The following is a 19,688-nucleotide window of genomic DNA, read 5'->3' on the forward strand; positions in this document are numbered from 1 at the left end:
TTAAAGGTGTATCTTCTGATTACGATTGGAGTTTTTTTAAGGATTATTTGGTGGCTGGTAAATTACCCGATTTTCATCAAAAAAGAACAAGGGATGTTTTACTCTCTCAAACCATCATCAATCGTTTACAATTAAAGTTAAATGACACAATAACAACCACATTTTTAAAAACAACTGCCAGTAAATTACCATCAAACAAAAAATATGTAGTAACAGGTATTTACAATTCTGGTTTTGCTCAGTTTGATAAAAATATCATGATTGGTGATATTAGAGAAGTGCAAAGGCTTAATAAATGGACAGAAAATCAAGTAGGTGGTTTTGAGGTTTTATTAGATACTTTTGATGATATTGAAGAAAAAACCGAAGAAATTTACGGAGAAGTAAGCTCAACCTTAAATGCAAAAAGTATTGTAGAAACATATCCTACCGTTTTTGATTGGATTCAACTTTTTGATAATAACGTTTGGTTTATAATAGGGATTATGATTTTAATTGCGGGTATTAATATGATAACTGCTTTGCTAGTGCTTATCTTAGAACGCGTGCAAATGATTGGTATTTTAAAAGCCTTAGGAAGCAACAATGCTAGTATTAGAAAAGTTTTTTTATACAATGCAACTTATTTAATTTTAAAAGGATTGTTTTGGGGCAATTTAATTGGTTTACTTATTATTGGCATACAGTATTATTTTAAGTTGATTACACTAAACCCAGAAACATATTATGTTGCAACGATGCCAGTACATATTTCTTTAGGCACTATCTTATTATTAAATATTGGTACGTTGGTTTTGTGTGTTTTAATGTTGATTATTCCGTCTTACATTATTACAAAAATAAATCCTTCTAAATCTATTAAATTTGCTTAAGTACTTATTTAGGCTCTGTAAACCAAGCAAAATTTTCTGAAATAATTTTTTCTTTGTTTTCTTCGATATGCTTTTTAAAAGCTTTGGCAACCAAAGATAAATTTTTAGATTTTAACCAAATCAAATTCCAGTTGGTTTCTATAGGTAAGTTTTTAATATCTAGAATTTGTAAATCGCCATTTTGTAGTTCGTTTTTTAACCCAATTATAGGCATTATAGAAATACCCAAGCCAGCAATAACAGCTTGTTTTACTGCTTCATTAGAAGTAAGTTCCATTTTTTTTTGCACTTCTATTTTGTGTTTTACTAAAAAACGTTCCATTGCCAAACGTGTTGCAGAACCTGGTTCTCTAAAAATAAAAAGAGATTTGTTTAGGTCTTTAGTGCGAATCCCTTTTTTGGGAATTTCAAAACTTCTATTGGCAACAAAATAGAGCTTATTTTTCATCAACTCTACGCGTTCTATATTTAATTTTTTAGGGATGGTAGACACCATTGCAAAATCACATTCATTATTTTCTAAACTTCTAATAACAGCCATTTTATTGGTAACATCCATTGTTAAATCTACTTTTTCATGTTGTTTTATAAAGTCTGTTAAAAAATACGGCATGGCATATTTTGCAGTAGAAACTATAGAAATTTTAATTTTACCAGCCAATTTACCTTCAAATATGGCAGACTTGTAGTTTATTGCTGCAACTTCTTCTAAAATTCTAGCAGCAGTTGCTGCAATTTCCTCTCCAAATTCTGTAATATATAATTTTCTTCCAACCACTTCAAAAAGTGGTAATTTAAATTGATCTTGAAAGTTTTTAAGCTGAATTGATACTGCAGGTTGCGTTAAAAATAACTGCTCTGAAGCCTTAGTAACACTTTTAAACTCTGCTATTTTGGTAAATATTTCTAATTGATGTAAAGTATAGTTCATAAAATATATTTATGTATTATATAATAAATATAAATAAAAATATATAAAATAAACCTCTTTTCTTTGTAAAAAATTAAAACATGCCACAAACATTATTTAAACCAGAAGAAAGAACAAACTCTTTAAACCAAGAAATTGTAGTACAAATTACTAAAAAGCAGTTGCTCATTTTTTTTCAAGCTTTGGTTGTAATTGGTAGTATTGCTTTAAACATTGTAGCATTACAAATAAATACTCCATTTTTGAGAGAACTCTTTATTTCTCAGGCAATAATTTTACTTATCTTTTTTATTAAAACATCTAAATCTAACACAATATCTAAAAATTAAGTCATGAACAATTCTATAGCAGAAGTTAAAAAAACAACGTCTAAATCATCAAAACCGAACCAACAATTAAAATTGATTGACGGTACATTTACTAAAAGAGAAGCAATAAACATTATTAATAATGTTGTAGATGTAAAATTGAATTTTCACAAACTACAAAGACTTTCTAAAACAGAAGGCAACATTAACGATGCTTGTGAGTATGATAACTCAAGAATTACAGAGCTTATAGACGATAGAGCAGATGTAAAGGCTTTTTTAATAGCATTAAAATCAAACGATTGTAACATAAAAATATCTAGTACAGTACATATTACTGTAGAAGAATAGACTCATTATTAAATGTTGAATTTTTGGTAGGAAAGACTGTCTTTTAAGGCTTTCCTACTTTTTTTACGCCAAATTTTAAAAAATGGACTTACATTACCTTGTAGATAATTTAACAAACCCAGCACTTTTATTTTTCTTTTTAGGGCTTATTGCTGTCAACCTAAAAAGCGATTTAAAAATTCCAGAAAACTCCTCTAAATTTATATCACTTTATCTTTTACTGGCAATTGGTTTTAAAGGAGGGCAAGAATTAGCACACAGCATCATTACATCAGAAATAATTTGGTCTTTACTTTTTGGAGTATTATTAGCACTTTTAGTACCAATTTATACGTATTTTATTTTAAGATTAAAACTAAGTGTAGAAAATGCTGGAGCCATTGCAGCAGCTTACGGCTCAGTAAGTGCAGTAACCTTTGTAACAACCATTTCCTTTTTAGAATTGTCTAACATACCCTTTGGTGGGCACATGGTTGCAGTTATGGCTTTAATGGAAGCACCCTCTATAATCATTGGTGTACTTTTAATCTCCATTTACAATAAAGATAAGAAGAAAAAAGCCTCATTTAAAAGTGTCATACACCACTCATTAACCAATGGAAGTGTAGTATTAATTATTGGTAGTTTATTTGTAGGTTATTTTACAAACGATGCACAAGCTGCAGGTATAAAACCATTTACAACCGATATTTTTAAAGGCTTTTTAGCAGTATTCTTATTAGATATGGGTATTACGAGTGGCCAAAAATTAAAAGCACTCATAAAAAAAGGATGGTTTACACTTTCGTTTGCAATCATTATTCCAATTATAAACGGTTGTTTAGTAGCAGTAATTAGTGGTTTTTTTATGGAAGAAATAGGCAACAGACTCTTAATGTCTATTTTAGCAGCAAGCGCCTCTTACATTGCAGTACCAGCAGCAATGAAACTAGCAGCACCCAAAGCAAACCCAGGTTTGTATATACCAATGGCTTTGGCAATTACTTTTCCATTTAACATTACTTTAGGCATGCCCTTATATTTATGTATTATTGGTGTTTGTTAAAAAATAATTTGGGCGTTCCCTATAGGTCGCGCTTTCCATTATATCTTTTTTTCGTAACTCAAAAAAGGATGCCATTACAATCGCTAACGCAAGCAGTCTATAGGCCAATAGCGTTTACAAAAAGTTTTTAGATAGTTTGCTTTAGTGATTGAATGGCCTGTATAAAACTCTTTATAACTTCTTAAAAAATGTTAACACACAGGAACCTTTCGTTTACGCCCAAAAATTAAATTATCTTTGTATTCGAAAATAAAGATATGAATTACGCACAAAATATACTAGAAACTATTGGTAATACACCATTAGTAAAATTGAATGTTTTAACCAAAGATTTACCTTGTTTAGTACTTTCTAAATACGAAACATTTAACCCAGGAAACTCTGTAAAAGATAGGATGGCATTGCAAATGATAGAAGATGCAGAGGCAGATGGTCGTTTAAAACCAGGTGGAACTATTATAGAAGGTACCTCTGGAAATACAGGAATGGGATTAGCTTTGGCTGCTATTGTAAAAGGCTACAAATGTATTTTTGTAATGGCAGACAAACAATCTAAAGAAAAAATAGATATTCTTCGTGCAGTAGGAGCAGAGGTGGTGGTTTGTCCCACAAACGTAGAACCAGACGATCCTAGATCTTATTATTCAGTCTCTAAACGTTTGGGAGAAGAAACTCCTAATTCTTGGTATGTAAATCAGTATGACAACCCAAGCAATTGCAAAGCACATTTTTTAAGTACAGGTCCAGAAATTTGGGAACAAACCGAAGGAAAAGTAACTCATTTTGTTGTGGGTGTTGGTACAGGAGGTACAATTTCTGGTGTAGGTTCTTATCTAAAAATGAAAGCCAAAGAAGCTGGTACAACTGTTAAAGTTTGGGGAATTGATACCTATGGTTCTGTTTTTAAAAAATACCATGAAACTGGTATTTTTGATGAAAATGAAATTTACCCATACATCACAGAAGGTATCGGAGAAGATATTCTACCAAAAAATGTAAATTTTAGTGTCATTGATGGTTTTACAAAAGTAACTGACAAAGATGCTGCCATTTACACACAAAAATTGTCTAAAGAAGAAGGGATGTTTTTAGGCAATTCTGCAGGAGCCGCCATTAAAGGTTTGCTGCAATTAAAAGAACACTTTACAAAAGACGATGTTGTGGTAGTTTTATTTCACGATCATGGTAGTAGATATGTAGGTAAAATGTATAATGACGATTGGATGCGTGACCGAGGTTTTATAGAAGAAGACATAAAAACTGCTGCAGGTTTAATTAAGAATCATGCAGACAAACCCTTAATTTCTGCGCAGACAGAAGAGTTGGTTTCTCATGCAATAGAACGTATGCGTGCCTTAAAAATATCGCAAATGCCTGTAAAAGATTTAAATGGTTTTGTAGGTTCTATAGATGAATCAGTATTACTACACAATTTTATAGAAGATAAAAATATTGCAGACAAACCTATTAAAGATATTATGGGGAAATCATATCCTATTGTAAAAAAAACAGCAAAATTAGACGCTATTTCTAAATTAATTACCAAAGAAAATCAAGCTGTTTTGGTAGATTTAAAAGATGGTAATTACCACATTATTACTAAATTTGATATTATTAGTGCTATGTAAGTATCAAATATTTAAATGACTTTTTAAGTTATATTTTATAGTTTTTTAACAAATTAGTATATTTAAATTTTTAAAATTTATAATATGAAATCTTTTTGGTTACTAATCTTTTTTGTTTTAGGTTCTTTTTCTTTAAGTGCTGCTTGTATTAGTGGTGATTGTACAAATGGGTTTGGAACGTATTCATGGAAAGATGGAGGTTTGTATAGTGGCTTTTGGAAAAATGGAGAGAAACATTATTTTGGAATGCAGTTTTGGGGTGATGGTGATTTTTGGTACGGACTGTATAAAGATGGAAGTAGAAAACCAGGTTTTGGAACGTATGTTTGGGACGATGGTACATTTGAAAATAGAACAACAAAAGTAACTTACGAAGAAAAAGGCTGTGTATCTGGAAATTGTGAAGATGGTTGGGGAGTTTATATATTTAACAATGGAGATTTACATGCAGGGTATTGGAAAAGTGGAAAACAACATTTTTTCGGAGCAAAATTTTGGGCTAGTGGAGATTATTATTTAGGGTTGTATAAAAATGGAAGTAGAAAACCTAACTCTCATGGTTATTATGTTTTTGATGGAGGTAAGTCTAAATCATATTTAGGGCCTATAAGATATAATGATTCAGGTTGTTTAGTTGGAGATTGTAATAACGGCTTTGGAACTTATGTTTGGAGCAATGGTGATGTACATACTGGTTATTGGAAAAATGGTAAAGCACATTTAATTGCTTTTAAATTTTGGAATGATAAAGATACGTTTATAGGTTTTTACAAAAATGGGAAAAGACAAAAAAGAGGAATTTATATTTATGAGACAGGTGAAGTTGAATATAGAACTGATAAAGTAACCTTTAGTAGTACAGAATCTATTGAAAGTGTTAAAAAGAAACAGATAAACACTGATAGAGATGGAGAATATAAATAAGATAACTCTCCATAATACCAATAAAACAAAAAACCATCTCTAAGAGATGGTTTTTTAAATCAACTAATTCAAATAATTTACACAATGAAAACAGTTTACTACGTTGCTTTCATTTTATATTTATCAAACTGCGTGCCAAAATTTATTTGAATACTATTTTTTAGTTTTTTTATAAAAATATTACTTTTAAACGGCGTGTTTATGCGCTTTGTAAGAAGAACGAACTAAGGCACCACTTTCTACATACATAAAGCCCATTTCTAAACCTATAGTTTCGTATTTTTTAAATTGTTCTGGTGTTATAAATTCTTTTACAGGCAAGTGCATTTTTGTAGGTTGTAAATATTGACCAATTGTAATAATATCGCAATTTACAGCACGTAAATCTTTCATGGTTTGTATAACTTCTTCTTCGGTTTCTCCTAAACCTAGCATTAAACCAGTTTTGGTTCGCATTCTGTTTTCTTTTAAGTATTTTAAAACACCTAAACTTCTATCGTATTTTGCTTGTATTCTAACCTCTCTGGTCAATCTTCTAACAGTTTCCATGTTATGAGAAACCACTTCTGGATGTACTTCTATAATTCTGTCTATTTGTTTTGTATTTCCTTGAAAATCTGGAATTAAAGTCTCTAAAGTTGTGTTTGGGTTGGCTCTTCGAATAGCATCTACAGTTTCTGCCCAAATAATAGAACCACCATCTTTTAAGTCATCTCTATCTACAGAAGTAATTACAGCATGTTTAATGCTCATGATTTTTATAGAACGTGCTACTTTTTCTGGTTCATCCCATTCTACCGTTTCTGGTCTTCCTGTTTTTACACCGCAAAAACCACAAGAACGTGTACAGATATTTCCAAGAATCATAAAAGTTGCAGTACCTTCTCCCCAACATTCGCCCATGTTTGGGCAACTACCACTTGTACAAATTGTATTTAACTTATATTTATCTACTAAACCTCTAAGTTCTGTATATTTTTTACCTACTGGTAATTTTACACGCAACCATTTTGGTTTTTTTGGTTTTTCTGGAAGTATTACTGATTCTACAGCCATATTCTTATCTTTTTTTGTTCTTGCAAAGATACAAAGGAAAGTTTTAAATACCTGTTAAAATATAAATTCTAGATAAACCGTATATAGTTTGAATTTAGTTTAAATACCATGTTTATTTTTCCAAGAATTGTATTCAGAACCAATTAAGTTTTTAGGCCAATTACCATACCAAGAATATCCAGTTCTTCTTTCTCTTTCTATTTCTGCCAGTGTATTTTTCTTAATACCATCTCTACCGCAGAAAAAAGGTAAATTTGTGTTTAAATCATAAAACCTTGCCCAAATAACGTTTCCTGGAGCATCAACTACGATTACATCATCAGACGTTTTTTGAGTAGCAATATCCAATATTTTTACATCTTTAAACCATGCAATAGCATCTTGAACAGCTTGTTTTATTTCTGTAGATGGGTTTTCTACCAACATCAACGTTCTTATAACACCAACAGATTCAGAACCACTGTTAGACGCAAGTTCATAAGATCTAGCTTTTGCAGCTTGTAAAGTAACTTCATCATGTTGTGCACACCATGCAGTTTTTACACCATTTACTGTATTTTGTGTTTTTAAAATTACTTCAATTCCTTTATCAAATGCAGTTTTAGCTTTTGCGATATAACTATCATCTAAAAGATTGGTATTGTTTTTTCCTTTGGTAATATCCCACATCAAATTCATTACATTAACCATTGCATTATCGTTAAATGTAATTCTAGCTCTATACCCACTTTTATCAGGATAATATTGAGGCCAACCTCCATTACTATATTGCGCTTCAAATAGATAATTTAAGGCTTTGTTTACAGCATCTAAATAATTAGGATTGTTGGTTGTTTTATAAGCGTTAAGTAAAACTCTAAGTTCGCCAACAGTATGATCATTGTCTATGGTTGTATCTGTCCTATTTTTAGTATTGTTAGCTGTGTTAATTTCACTAGCAGTTTGTGTTCTTTTGTAACCAGAAAAGTCGTTATATGGCTCTTTTGGCCAACCACCATTATTTCTTTGCCATAAAAGCATGTTTTCTGCTTCTAAAATTGTTTGGTATGTAGCAGTAATACCAGAAATATTAATTTCAAGTGTCCCTTTTTTACCACTATTATCATTCGCAGCAGCAGAAACTGTAATTTTACCATTTTCTTTTGGTGTTAATAAACCATTTTGGTCTATTGTAGCGATGTTTTCATCTGAAACAGACCATGTTACTGTTTTATCATTTGCATCATTAGGTAAAATTGTGACAGATAGTTGCAGTGGTTTTCCATCAGTAATATCATTTCCATTAATTTTAATACTTTCTACCAAAACTGGTGGACCAGCAACACCAGAAATCTTAATTATTTTTTCAGCACTAACTCCAGAATCATCATTTGCAACAACTTTTACAATTACTTCTCCATTTTCTTTTGCTGTTAATAAACCATTTTCTGAAATTTCTGCAATAGTATTGTCTAAAACACTCCAAGTTACTTCTTTATTAGTAGCGTTGTTGGGTAATATACCCACAGTAAGTTGATTGGTACTACCATTGGTAATATTACCACCGTAGATTACCAAAGATTCTATTAAAATATCTTGGGGTAATTCATCAATAACAGTTTCGCTAGAACAGCCTATGTTAATTGCTAGAATAGCTAAAAAAAATATTTTAAATACCTTTTTAATTCTTTGGTTTTTATTTTTTGTAATCGATTGCATTTTGTTGTAAATTTTTTTCAAATGTATATTTTAATTTCTATTTATATGTTAAAATTAAATATATTATTATGATAAACTAAATGCTTGCAACATACCAAACACTAAACCCAATTAAAAAAACAATACCCACAATGCTTAATACTTTTAAATAAATACCTGGTTGATGTTCTTTAGGAGTGTGTTTACCTGTAATTAGTTTGTAATTTAAAATTGCATAAAAGGGCGCTGTTAAAAAGGATAGGATAGTTGCTACTTTTACCAATAAGCCCATATTATCCATAAAATATCGTAACATTAAAAAAGTACCTGAGAATAAGAAGAGAATCCAAAACCAATAGCCGTATTTAAAATCTTTTTTAAATAATAATTTGGTAGTTCTATTCATCGCTCTTGGTGATGCGTCTAAAGTTGTAATGGTAGTACTAAACATGGTTGTAAACGCTGCTATAGCAATAAAAATATAAGAGAAATCGCCTAAGTTTTTTGTATATAATTCTATCAATTGCGACGCAAAAACAACACCTTTATCAGAAAAAGTTACACCAGATTTATACATTACCAAAGCTCCTAAAAGCACAAAACAGATTCCTAAAAATAATGTGCTTATATACCCAACATTAAAATCGAACACAGCATCTTTTCTTTTTGTATTTAAAACGGTTGTTTTATCTTTCTCTACAGACCAAATTGAATGCCAAATAGAAATATCTAAAGGAGCTGGCATCCAACCTAAAAAAGCAATTAAAAAGGTTATTTCTGCTGCTCCAGAAGGTATAATTTGAGTAACGTCAAAAGCCTCCTTTGTACTAAATAAAGCCACTATTACTGCTGTTATGGTGCTTACAGTTAGAATCATGATAATGTATTTCATCAAGTTATCTAATAATTTATATTTTCCTATGAGTAAAATAATTAAACTGATAAACATTAATAAAGTAGCCCATAAAACCAAACTATTTTCTACCATAAAAGCACCAAATAATTGAGATGCCAAACCAGCAGTAACAATGGTTACTGCAGCTTGTATGGTAAACATGGTGGCAAAGTTTAAAATGTAATAGGCAATTAACACAGGTTTACCTAGTTTTTTATAACCATCTAACAAAGTTTCGCCAGTGGCTGCTGCATACCTTGGCCCAAATTGAAAAAAAGGGTATTTAAATAAATGAACGAGTAATAATGCCCAAATTAATCCAAAACCAAATTCGGCACCAGCTTTGGTAGATTGTACCAAATGCGAAACACCTATGGCAGCACCTGCAAATAATAAACCTGGACCTAAAGTTTGTAAGAATGATTTTTTAGCCAAATTTTAAAAATTGAAATATTCTGAATCCTTTAATTTTTTTAGTAAGCTTTTCTTAGAAATTCCTTTTAGTGATTTCGTTTTATTTTCTTTGAGTAAAGCTTTTTGATAGGCTTTTTTACCTCCGGAATATAGTTGTAAACTTTGTTTAATTTTCATTGCTAATTTCTTTTTATAATTTCTGCCAATAATTTTTTTGCACGTAATAATTTTACTTTTACGTTGCTCATTGGTTCGTTAATCTGGTTAGAAATCTCTTTATAACTTAACTCTTGAAAATAACGTAACTGAATCACTTCTTGATATTTAGGCTTTAATTGTTTAATATCTCGTAACAACTTTGCTAAATTTTGATCTCTAATAATTTTATCTTCTGGAGTTGGGTTTTCATCAATTACCAAATACACTTTTTCCTCTTGTTCTTTAGTAGTTTCAATAGAAATAGAGCTGTTTTTTTTACGTAATAAATCAATATGCACATTCTTAGAAATGGTAATTAACCATGTTTTAAAAACGTATTGCTCATCAAAAGTAGCTATTTTATCAAAAGCTTTAGAAAAGGTTTGTATGGCGATGTCTTCAGAATCGTTTTCGCTTTTAGTACGTTTTAATTGATAATTATAAACATCTGCCCAAAAAGTATTTAACAAAAAACGAAATGCTGCTTGACTGCCTTCTTTTGCTTTGCTAATATTTTTTAAGATGTTTTCTTTACTTATTTCCAATGATTGGGTTTTGAAATAAAATTACGAATAAATATAGTAAAATGAAATAATAGTAGGCCAATTTCTAAAAAAGGTAAAAAATAAATGATTTGTGGTTCTTTTAATTTTTTAGTAGCAATACCAACAACTAAAAATTCTACAATGTAATATAACAGAAATATAGCACCAATTATTTTAACAGGATATAAAAAGAAACAAAGAATACCTAAACTAAAAAATAGAACTTTTGATAGAAAGAACAAACCTAATAACATTTGATGTTGCCATTTATAATAGTTGGCTGTAGAAATGTGTCTCCTTTTTTGGCGAAACCATTCTTTAAATGTATTTGGTGGATTTGAAATGGTAAAACTATTGGGTTCTATAGAAATAGCTGTATTTTCTTTATTAGCAGCATCTTGTATAAATAAATCATCATCACCAGATTTTATTTTTATATGTTTTATAAAACCATTTACTTTAAAAAATTCGGTTTTTTTGTATGCTAAATTTCTACCAACAGCCATATATGGAGTGCCTAATTTGGTGTAACTAAAATACTGAATGGCAGTGAGTAAGGTTTCAAATCGTACAAATAAGTTTACGAGTGTTTTCTTTTTTTTGTATTTACCATAGCCTAAAATTATTGATTTTTCTTCAGAGAAATTTTTACTCATTTTAGAAATCCAATGTTTAGAAACGGGTTTGCAGTCTGCATCTGTAAATAGTAAATGTTCGTACTTTGCTGCTTTTATACCTAAAGTAAGTGCATATTTTTTATTGCCCCAAAAAGCTTCTACATTTTCAACATCGATAATTTTTATGTTTTTATGTTTTTTTTTGAATGATTGCATCACCTCTAAAGTTTTATCAGAGGAAGCATCATTTATAAGTACAATTTCAAAGTTTGAATACTTTTGTTCTATAACAAAGGGTAGAAAATTTTGAAGGTTTATAGCCTCGTTTTTAGCACAAATAATAACAGAAACAGGTGTTTCTATATTGCTTTTTGATTGTTTTTTGCTTTTAAATAAAAGACTTGTAAAAAAAAGATAATAAGTAATTTGTATGCCTGCAACAACTACAAAGGTGTAGAAAAGTGCAGGTAAAATCATAAATAAAAGTAAGTATTAATTGTGTTGTGGTTCTGAACAATTCTCAAACTGATCTGGTGTTTTGCCACAAAAACCGCAAGCTTCTCCATCTTGATTTAACATTGGGTTTTGACTTGCGCAAGTACCCGCAAATTTACCATCTTTTTTTGCCCAAATTTTAATAGCTATTCCTGCAATACCAATTGCTAATAAACCGAATGTAATTAGTAGTAATTTCATAAAATTTAATTCTTTTACAAAGATAAGCATTCTTATGCTGTTGGTAAAAAAATGTAGAAATTATTACGGATGATTTTTTAATCAATTACATTGACTTCAATTTCTAAAGAAATGCCAAATTTATCGAAAACAGTTTGCTGTATTTTTTGTGCTAATTGATAAATTTCCTCACCAGAAGCAGCACCGTAATTAACCAAAACCAAAGCTTGTTTTTCGTGTACACCAGCATCACCAAAACGTTTGCCTTTAAAACCAGATTGTTCTACCAACCAACCAGCAGGAACTTTAATTTCCGCATCAGAAACTGTATAATTGGGTATATTTGGGGTTTCTTTCTGAAGTTCTAAAAATTGTGCTTTTGAAATAACAGGGTTTTTAAAAAAACTACCACTATTTCCTATCTTTTTAGGGTCTGGAAGTTTCGACTTTCTGATCGCAATAACAGCGTCAGAAATATCTTTTAACGTTGGTTTTTTTATGTTTTTAGATGTTAATTCACTTTCAATGGCTCCATAAGAAGTATTTAATTGATGATTTTTCTTCGTCAATTTAAAGCTTACAGCAGTTAAAATAACTTTGCTTTTTAAATCATTTTTAAAAATTGAGTTTCTATATCCAAATTGACAGTCTTCATTTGAAAACGTTACTCTTTTACCAGTTTTAATTTCAATAGCTTCTACTTTGGTAATGGTATCTTTAACTTCTACACCATAAGCACCAATATTTTGAATTGGGCAAGTACCAACATTCCCAGGAATTAGTGATAAATTTTCGATACCACCATAATTTTCTGCAATACAAAAAAGCACAAAATCATGCCAATTTTCGCCTGCATTTACTGTCAAATGAACATTATTTTCATCTTCTCTATCAATAGAAATTCCTTTTAAATTGATATGAACTACTAATTTTTCAATATCTTTTGTTAAAAGCATATTACTTCCACCAGAAATTAAAAACAAGTCTTTTTCAACTTTTAAAAGTTGTTGTAAATCGTAATAAGAATTTATAGAAACAAAACGTTTGGCATTTACAGATATACCAAACGTATTGTAATTTTTAAGAGATATGTTTTGTTGAATGTTCATCTTTTTCCTACAAGGTTTTAAAATCTTGTAGGTTTATGTATTTGGATATTGTTTTAAAGCTTCAGCCAAAATTTCTACAGAACGAATCAAGTCTTTGTTATTTAAAACGTAAGCCATTCTAATTTGGTTTTTACCTTCTCCTTCAGTTGAGTAAAAGCCACTTGCAGGCGCAACCATTACTGTTTGGTTGTTGTCGTTAAAACTATCTAAAAGCCATTGTGCAAAAAGGTCTGTATCTTTTACAGGTAATTCTGCAACACAATAAAAGGCGCCTTTAGGTTTGGCAACTTTTACACCATCAATTTTTTCTAATGCAGTAATTAATGTATTTCTTCTGTCAACATATTCTTCAATTACATCATCAAAATAACTTTGAGGCGTATCTAAAGCAGCTTCACTAGCAATTAAAGCATACGTTGGCGGACTTAAACGTGCCTGAGCAAATTTGATAGCCGTTTTTATAAATGTATTATTTTTAGAAACGATGCAACCAATTCTAGCACCACACATACTATATCTTTTAGAAACAGAATCTATAACAATGGCATTTTCCTCTAAACCGTCTAAAGAAAGAACAGAAGTGTGTTTTAAACCATCATAAGTAAATTCTCTATATACTTCATCTGCAATTAAAAACAAATCGTGTTTTAAAACAATTTTTTTTAATTTTTGTATTTCTTCTTCAGAATATAAATATCCTGTTGGATTACCAGGATTGCAAATTAAAATTGCTTTGGTTTTTGGTGTTATTAATTTTTCGAAATCTTCAATTTTTGGTAACGCAAAATTATTTTCAATTTTAGAAATAACAGGCACTACTTTTACACCAGAAGCTGTAGAAAAACCATTGTAATTAGCGTAAAATGGTTCTGGAATTATAATTTCATCACCAGGATCTGTAATACTACCAATTGTAAACAACAAAGCTTCTGAACCACCTGTAGTAGTAATAATATTATTGGCATTTACTGGTATGTTGTTTTTTACAAAGTATTTTGCCAATTTAGTTCTATATTCTTCAGAACCTTCAGAACGGGCATAAGAAAGCGTTTCTATAGTGTTGTTTTTAACAGCATCTAATGCAACTTGTGGTGTCTTAATATCTGGTTGTCCTATGTTTAAGTGAAAAACATGAACTCCTCTTTTTTTAGCATCTTCTGCATATGGTACCAATTTTCTTATTGGAGATTCTGGCATGTAAGTTCCTTTGCTAGATATTTTAGGCATAAAAGTATATTATTTTGTTTGTTGCAAATTTGCAAAAATATTTTCACTTTTTTTAGGAATAACAACAAACTTTAAAGGTTAAAGTTTTACAAAATTTAAAAAAATACAAAAGTTAAATTGTAAATTTGGTTAGAACCCAATACATTTTCAATTTGCATAAAAAATATCTACTAATTTTTTTTGGTACTCTTTTGTTTGGCTTTCATTTAAATGCCCAAGATGGATTCCGTTTTAAAAATGAATCAGATAGAAGAGAGTCCGTAAGTTTTAAATTAATCAATAACTTAATTATTTTACCTGTAGAAATTAATGGCAAAGAGCTCTCTTTTATTTTAGATACAGGCGTTAATAAAACCATTATTTTTAATTTAACTGAAAATGATAGTATTGGTCTTGCAAATACAGAAAAAATTTTATTAAGAGGCTTGGGAGGTGGAGATGCTGTTGAAGCAATATTGTCTAGAAACAACAAATTTAAAATTAAAGATTTAATAAGTTACAACGAAGCTATTTATGTAATTTTAAAAGATTTTTTTGACCTTTCTAGCAAAATGGGAACTACCATACATGGTATTATTGGTTATAATTTATTGCGAAATTTTATCGTAAAAATTAACTATAAGACCAAAAGAATCCATTTTTACAACCCAAATAAATATAAATTAAAAAAATGTAGAAGGTGTGAAATATTGCCCATGCAATTTTATGTAAAAAAACCTTATATAGATGTAGAAGTTCAATTAGATACTATTGGCAACAAATTAACCAAAGTGAAAATGTTAATAGATTCTGGAGGTAGTGATGCTATTTGGCTATTTGAAAACTCAAAAAAAAATATAAAAACACCAAAATTATTTTTTAATGATATTTTAGGTGAAGGTTTAAGTGGTACTATTTATGGAAATAGAAGTAGAATTCCTAAGCTTAAAATTGGTAAATTCGAAATAGAAGCACCAACAGTTTCCTTTTTAGATTCCATATCAACCAAAAACGCTAGAAGCCTAAAAGAAAGAAATGGTAGTATTGGAGGTAATATTTTAAAAAGATTTAAAGTTTGGCTAGATTATAGAAACAATAAAATAATGTTAAAGAAAAACGCTTCTTTTAAAGACGATTTTAACTATAATATGTCAGGTTTAGATGTCGTTTACAGTGGTAAACAACTTGTGAGAGAAAAAACCCTTAAAAATAATGTTGATGCCTATAATCAATCAGCAGAGAGAAATAATACTATTTCTTTTGTAACCAACTATACTTACAAATTTAAACCTTCTTATAAAATTAAAACAGTAGTCCCAAATTCTCCAGCAAGTAAGGCTGGTCTAAAAGAGAATGATGTTATTTTAAAAATAAATGGCAAATCTTCTTATTCATTTACTCTAAATGAAATTTTTAATAAATTTCAAGAAAAAGAAAACAAGAAAATGAAGATAACTGTAAAAAGAAATGGAGAGGTAATAACTTATGAATTTCGTTTGAGAAAAAGAATCTAGCTATCTTCAGACAACATACTTTTTTCTTTTTCTAGAGAAATACCTTCAGCAACATATCCTTTTATTTTTATAGCTTTTCTGCTTTTTTTTGCATTAGAAAATATAGTAATTTGTTTAGAAAAACCACCTAATATTTTAGTATTGTAAGAAACTTTTATTTCACCTTTTTCACCAGGCATAATAGGTTTTTCTGGTTTTTTGGGTACTGTACAACCACAAGAAGATTGTATGTTTTTTATAATCAAAGGTTCTGTGCCAATATTTGTAAAAACAAAAGTACGTTCTCCATTAGAGCCTTTTGTAATTTTACCATAATTTATAGTTTCTTTTTCAAATTTAAATTCCTGAGAATTTATAGAAAAAGTAATAAATAATGCTACTAAAAAAGTTCCGAATGCTTTCATGAGTTTTAATTTGTCTTGTAAATTTAATATTATTTTTTTGTACTAAAAAATCAAGCTCTAATTTTCTCTACAAAATTAGATAATTGTATTTTTGTCAATTAAATATCAAAAAGGATACCAAAGTATGACAATTCCATCTAAATATGATGCAAGTAAAGTAGAAGATAAATGGTATGATTACTGGATGAAAAATAACTATTTTCATTCAACACCAGATGAAAGAGAACCTTACACCATTGTAATTCCACCACCAAACGTAACAGGTGTTTTACACATGGGGCATATGTTAAATAATACCATACAAGACGTTTTAATAAGACGTGCACGCTTACTAGGCAAAAATGCTTGTTGGGTTCCTGGTACAGATCACGCATCTATTGCAACAGAAGCAAAAGTGGTTGCTAAATTAAAAGAGCAAGGTATTTCTAAAAATGATATCACTCGTGAAGAATTTTTACAACATGCTTTTGATTGGAAAAACGAATATGGAGGTAAAATATTAGAACAATTAAAAAAATTAGGTGCTTCTTGCGATTGGGAAAGAACTGCTTTTACCATGGATCCAGAAATGTCTGAATCTGTTATTAAGGTTTTTGTTGATTTATACAACAAAGGTTTAATTTACAGAGGATACAGAATGGTAAATTGGGATCCAGAAGCAAAAACCACCTTATCTGATGAAGAAGTAATTCACGAAGAAAGACAAGGAAACTTGTATTATTTAGAGTATAAAATTGAAGACTCTAATGATACTTTAACAATAGCAACTACCAGACCAGAAACTATTTTCGGAGATACAGCAATTTGTATCAACCCTAATGACGAACGTTTTGTACACTTAAAAGGTAAGAAAGCAATTGTACCACTTTGTGGAAGAATTATTCCTATTATAGAAGATGAATATGTAGACCTAGAATTTGGTACAGGTTGTTTAAAAGTAACACCTGCTCATGATGAAAATGATAAAAATCTAGGAGACAAACACAATTTAGAGGTTATAGATATTTTTAATGATGATGCATCTTTAAATTCTTTAGGTTTGCATTATGAAGGCAAAGACAGATTTGTTGTAAGAAAAGAAATTGCTAAAGAATTAGAAGAAAAAGGGATTTTAATAAAAACAGAAGTACACACCAATAAAGTTGGTACCTCAGAAAGAACCAAAGCAGTTATAGAACCCAAATTATCTGATCAATGGTTTTTAAAAATGAAAGATTTAGCTAAACCAGCTATAGATGCAGTTTTAGGAGATGATACAGACATTAACTTAGTGCCAAAAAAGTTTGAAAATACCTATCGTCACTGGATGGAAAATGTTCGAGATTGGAATATTTCTCGTCAACTTTGGTGGGGACAGCAAATACCTGCTTATTATTTTGGTGATGCTAAAGAAGATTTTGTAGTTGCAGAAAACATTGAGAAAGCTCTTGAACTTGCGAAAGAGAAAACTAAAAACGATCAACTAACAGCTAACAACTTGCGTCAGGATACTGACGCTTTAGACACTTGGTTTTCTTCTTGGTTGTGGCCAATGAGTGTTTTTGATGGAATTAGAAATCCAGAGAACGAAGAAATTAAATATTATTATCCAACAAATGATTTAGTTACAGGACCAGATATTTTATTTTTTTGGGTGGCTAGAATGATTATTGCGGGATATGAATATAAAGGAGAAAAACCTTTTAATAATGTTTATTTAACAGGTTTGGTGCGCGATAAACAACGTCGTAAAATGTCTAAATCTTTAGGTAATTCTCCAGATGCCTTAAAATTAATAGAAAAATTTGGTGCAGATGGTGTTAGAGTAGGGTTATTATTAAGTGCTCCTGCAGGAAACGACATTTTATTTGATGAAGATTTATGCCAGCAAGGAAAAGGTTTTGCCAATAAAATTTGGAACGCTTTTCGATTGATAAAAGGTTGGGAAGTAGATGAAAATTTAGCACAACCAGAAACTGCAAAAATTGGTTTGGCTTGGTACGATGCAAAGTTTAATAAAGCATTGGCAGAAATAGAAGATCATTTTTCTAAATACAGGTTATCTGATGCTTTAATGACTATTTACAAATTAATTATGGACGACTTTTCGTCTTGGTTATTAGAAATTGTAAAACCAGGTTATCAGCAACCAATTGATAAAAATACTTTCGATAAAATTATTAAAGTTTTAGAAAATAATTTAAAAGTTTTGCATCCATTTATGCCATTTTTAACTGAAGAAATTTGGCAATATATAACAGATAGAACTCCAGAAGAAGCTTTAATTGTTGCAAAATATCCACAGCAAAAAGAGTTTGATGCACAAATAATTGCAGATTTTGAGGTAGCAACAGATGTAGTTTCTGGGATTAGAACTATTAGAAAAGAGAAAAATATTTCTTTTAAAGATGCAGTAGAATTGTTTGTAATAGATAATGATAAACAAAGTAAATTCTTTGATGTTGTAATTCAGAAATTAACAAATACAAGCGCTATAAACTATATTTCAGAAAAAGTAGATGGTGCTTCTTTTAGAGTAAAATCTAACGAATATTTTGTACCCATTTCTAAAGAAAATATAGATGTAGAAGCAGAAATTAAAAAATTATCTGCAGAGTTAAAAAGGGCACAAGGTTTTTTAGTAGGTATTCAAAAAAAATTATCTAACGAGCGTTTTGTTTCTAATGCACCAGAAAATGTAATTGCTTTAGAACGTAAAAAAGAAGCGGATACTTTGGCTAAAATAGAAACTATAATAAGTAGTTTAAATAGCCTAAAGTAATAGATGTAAATAAAAAAGGCTCACAAATGTGAGCTTTTTTATTATTTGGCAGTTTTTAATTTTTCTGGTTTTTTATAAAATTGCATTATTATAAAAGATCCTATAAAGGAGGATGCCATCCCTTCAATAACCAATGTAATAACAATTTCTGCTAATGATAAATTACCTCCAATTAGAAAAGAGCTATTCATTACATCTATAAAAGAAGGGTTTATAAATTGTATGTAAATTATCACACCAATTATAGATAAAGCAACTGCTAAAACAGAAGTTCTAATTCCAATACCCAAATTGGTAGTGTATAAAGTTTCATTATTTTTTATTACACTTTCTTTAATGGCTAAATAAATACCAATTAGTACAAAAGCCAAGTTTAAAAATCTTAAATACGGGTTTTCTCCTAAACCTATAGCATTGCAAAGCAAGAAAAAACCTCCTATTAAAAAAGTAGTAATAAGTGCATTTTTAATTATAATTTTATCTGTAGACATTTTTAAGTGATTTTAATTAATTTATAAAAGTTGATTTTTTTGTTAATGTAATACTATGAAAGTATAA

The 19,688-nt window shown here is 29.7% G+C and carries 20 protein-coding genes; 8 read left to right on the plus strand and 12 right to left on the minus strand.

Features of this window, described 5'->3' with window-relative positions; genetic code table 11:
- The coding region (locus tag ACTG3S_RS03830; protein WP_439128050.1) for an ABC transporter permease at positions 1-872 on the plus strand (872 nt) is incomplete at its 5' end.
- 4 nt (positions 873-876) lie between these two features.
- On the opposite strand, the gene ACTG3S_RS03835 is transcribed toward ACTG3S_RS03830, so the two are convergent.
- Positions 877-1,803, minus strand: a complete 927-nt coding sequence (locus ACTG3S_RS03835) for a LysR family transcriptional regulator (RefSeq protein ID WP_439128051.1) — start codon at positions 1,801-1,803, stop codon at positions 877-879.
- 80 nt (positions 1,804-1,883) lie between these two features.
- Here ACTG3S_RS03835 and ACTG3S_RS03840 point away from each other — a divergent pair, with 80 nt between their 5' ends.
- From ACTG3S_RS03840 to ACTG3S_RS03860, 5 genes are all read left to right on the plus strand, one after another.
- Positions 1,884-2,132: a hypothetical protein gene (locus ACTG3S_RS03840; RefSeq protein ID WP_439128052.1), complete on the plus strand. Its 249-nt coding sequence runs from the start codon at positions 1,884-1,886 to the stop codon at positions 2,130-2,132.
- A gap of 3 nt (positions 2,133-2,135) precedes the next feature.
- The gene (locus ACTG3S_RS03845) at positions 2,136-2,462 is read left to right on the plus strand and encodes a hypothetical protein (RefSeq protein ID WP_439128053.1); all 327 of its coding nucleotides are present in this window, start codon (positions 2,136-2,138) and stop codon (positions 2,460-2,462) included.
- 82 nt (positions 2,463-2,544) lie between these two features.
- Complete coding sequence (locus ACTG3S_RS03850; protein WP_439128054.1) at positions 2,545-3,507, plus strand: sodium-dependent bicarbonate transport family permease; 963 nt, start codon at positions 2,545-2,547, stop codon at positions 3,505-3,507.
- Positions 3,508-3,764: 257 nt separating this feature from the next.
- The gene (locus tag ACTG3S_RS03855; protein ID WP_439128055.1) at positions 3,765-5,135 is read left to right on the plus strand and encodes a pyridoxal-phosphate dependent enzyme; all 1,371 of its coding nucleotides are present in this window, start codon (positions 3,765-3,767) and stop codon (positions 5,133-5,135) included.
- Between the two features lie 84 nt (positions 5,136-5,219).
- Positions 5,220-6,059: a hypothetical protein gene (locus tag ACTG3S_RS03860; RefSeq protein WP_439128056.1), complete on the plus strand. Its 840-nt coding sequence runs from the start codon at positions 5,220-5,222 to the stop codon at positions 6,057-6,059.
- Between the two features lie 186 nt (positions 6,060-6,245).
- Here the strand turns inward: ACTG3S_RS03860 and lipA are convergent, their stop codons facing one another.
- The 9 genes from lipA to ACTG3S_RS03905 form a co-directional block, all read right to left on the minus strand.
- Positions 6,246-7,115, minus strand: a complete 870-nt coding sequence (gene lipA, locus ACTG3S_RS03865) for a lipoyl synthase (RefSeq protein ID WP_439128057.1) — start codon at positions 7,113-7,115, stop codon at positions 6,246-6,248.
- 99 nt (positions 7,116-7,214) lie between these two features.
- Positions 7,215-8,813, minus strand: coding sequence for a pectate lyase (gene pelA, locus ACTG3S_RS03870; RefSeq protein WP_439128058.1), 1,599 nt, complete (start codon positions 8,811-8,813; stop codon positions 7,215-7,217).
- A gap of 76 nt (positions 8,814-8,889) precedes the next feature.
- A complete protein-coding gene (locus tag ACTG3S_RS03875; RefSeq protein ID WP_439128059.1) occupies positions 8,890-10,122 on the minus strand; it encodes an NRAMP family divalent metal transporter in 1,233 nt (410 codons plus the stop codon).
- Between the two features lie 3 nt (positions 10,123-10,125).
- Complete coding sequence (locus tag ACTG3S_RS03880; protein WP_439128060.1) at positions 10,126-10,278, minus strand: hypothetical protein; 153 nt, start codon at positions 10,276-10,278, stop codon at positions 10,126-10,128.
- Between the two features lie 2 nt (positions 10,279-10,280).
- Positions 10,281-10,844: an RNA polymerase sigma factor gene (locus ACTG3S_RS03885; protein WP_439128061.1), complete on the minus strand. Its 564-nt coding sequence runs from the start codon at positions 10,842-10,844 to the stop codon at positions 10,281-10,283.
- A complete protein-coding gene (locus ACTG3S_RS03890; protein WP_439128062.1) occupies positions 10,835-11,938 on the minus strand; it encodes a glycosyltransferase in 1,104 nt (367 codons plus the stop codon). Before ACTG3S_RS03890 ends, ACTG3S_RS03885 begins: the two co-directional genes overlap by 10 nt.
- A 15-nt stretch (positions 11,939-11,953) precedes the next feature.
- On the minus strand, positions 11,954-12,157 hold the full coding sequence (locus ACTG3S_RS03895) for a membrane or secreted protein (protein WP_439128063.1): 204 nt from the start codon (positions 12,155-12,157) through the stop codon (positions 11,954-11,956).
- A gap of 77 nt (positions 12,158-12,234) precedes the next feature.
- On the minus strand, positions 12,235-13,245 hold the full coding sequence (gene murB / locus ACTG3S_RS03900) for a UDP-N-acetylmuramate dehydrogenase (RefSeq protein WP_439128064.1): 1,011 nt from the start codon (positions 13,243-13,245) through the stop codon (positions 12,235-12,237).
- Positions 13,246-13,278: 33 nt separating this feature from the next.
- The gene (locus tag ACTG3S_RS03905) at positions 13,279-14,472 is read right to left on the minus strand and encodes a pyridoxal phosphate-dependent aminotransferase (RefSeq protein WP_439128065.1); all 1,194 of its coding nucleotides are present in this window, start codon (positions 14,470-14,472) and stop codon (positions 13,279-13,281) included.
- Positions 14,473-14,624: 152 nt separating this feature from the next.
- Here ACTG3S_RS03905 and ACTG3S_RS03910 point away from each other — a divergent pair, with 152 nt between their 5' ends.
- Positions 14,625-15,965, plus strand: coding sequence for an aspartyl protease family protein (locus tag ACTG3S_RS03910; RefSeq protein ID WP_439128066.1), 1,341 nt, complete (start codon positions 14,625-14,627; stop codon positions 15,963-15,965).
- Here ACTG3S_RS03910 and ACTG3S_RS03915 read toward each other — a convergent pair.
- Positions 15,962-16,369 (minus strand): DUF1573 domain-containing protein, encoded by a 408-nt coding sequence (locus ACTG3S_RS03915; protein WP_439128067.1) that lies wholly within the window; start codon positions 16,367-16,369, stop codon positions 15,962-15,964. The genes ACTG3S_RS03910 and ACTG3S_RS03915 overlap by 4 nt on opposite strands.
- A 124-nt stretch (positions 16,370-16,493) precedes the next feature.
- Here ACTG3S_RS03915 and ACTG3S_RS03920 point away from each other — a divergent pair, with 124 nt between their 5' ends.
- On the plus strand, positions 16,494-19,130 hold the full coding sequence (locus tag ACTG3S_RS03920; RefSeq protein ID WP_439128068.1) for a valine--tRNA ligase: 2,637 nt from the start codon (positions 16,494-16,496) through the stop codon (positions 19,128-19,130).
- Positions 19,131-19,171: 41 nt separating this feature from the next.
- Here the strand turns inward: ACTG3S_RS03920 and ACTG3S_RS03925 are convergent, their stop codons facing one another.
- Positions 19,172-19,621, minus strand: coding sequence for a hypothetical protein (locus ACTG3S_RS03925; protein ID WP_439128069.1), 450 nt, complete (start codon positions 19,619-19,621; stop codon positions 19,172-19,174).
- Positions 19,622-19,688 lie beyond the last annotated feature (67 nt).

This window comes from Polaribacter sp. (genome assembly GCF_965656025.1).
Lineage (GTDB): Bacteria > Bacteroidota > Bacteroidia > Flavobacteriales > Flavobacteriaceae > Polaribacter.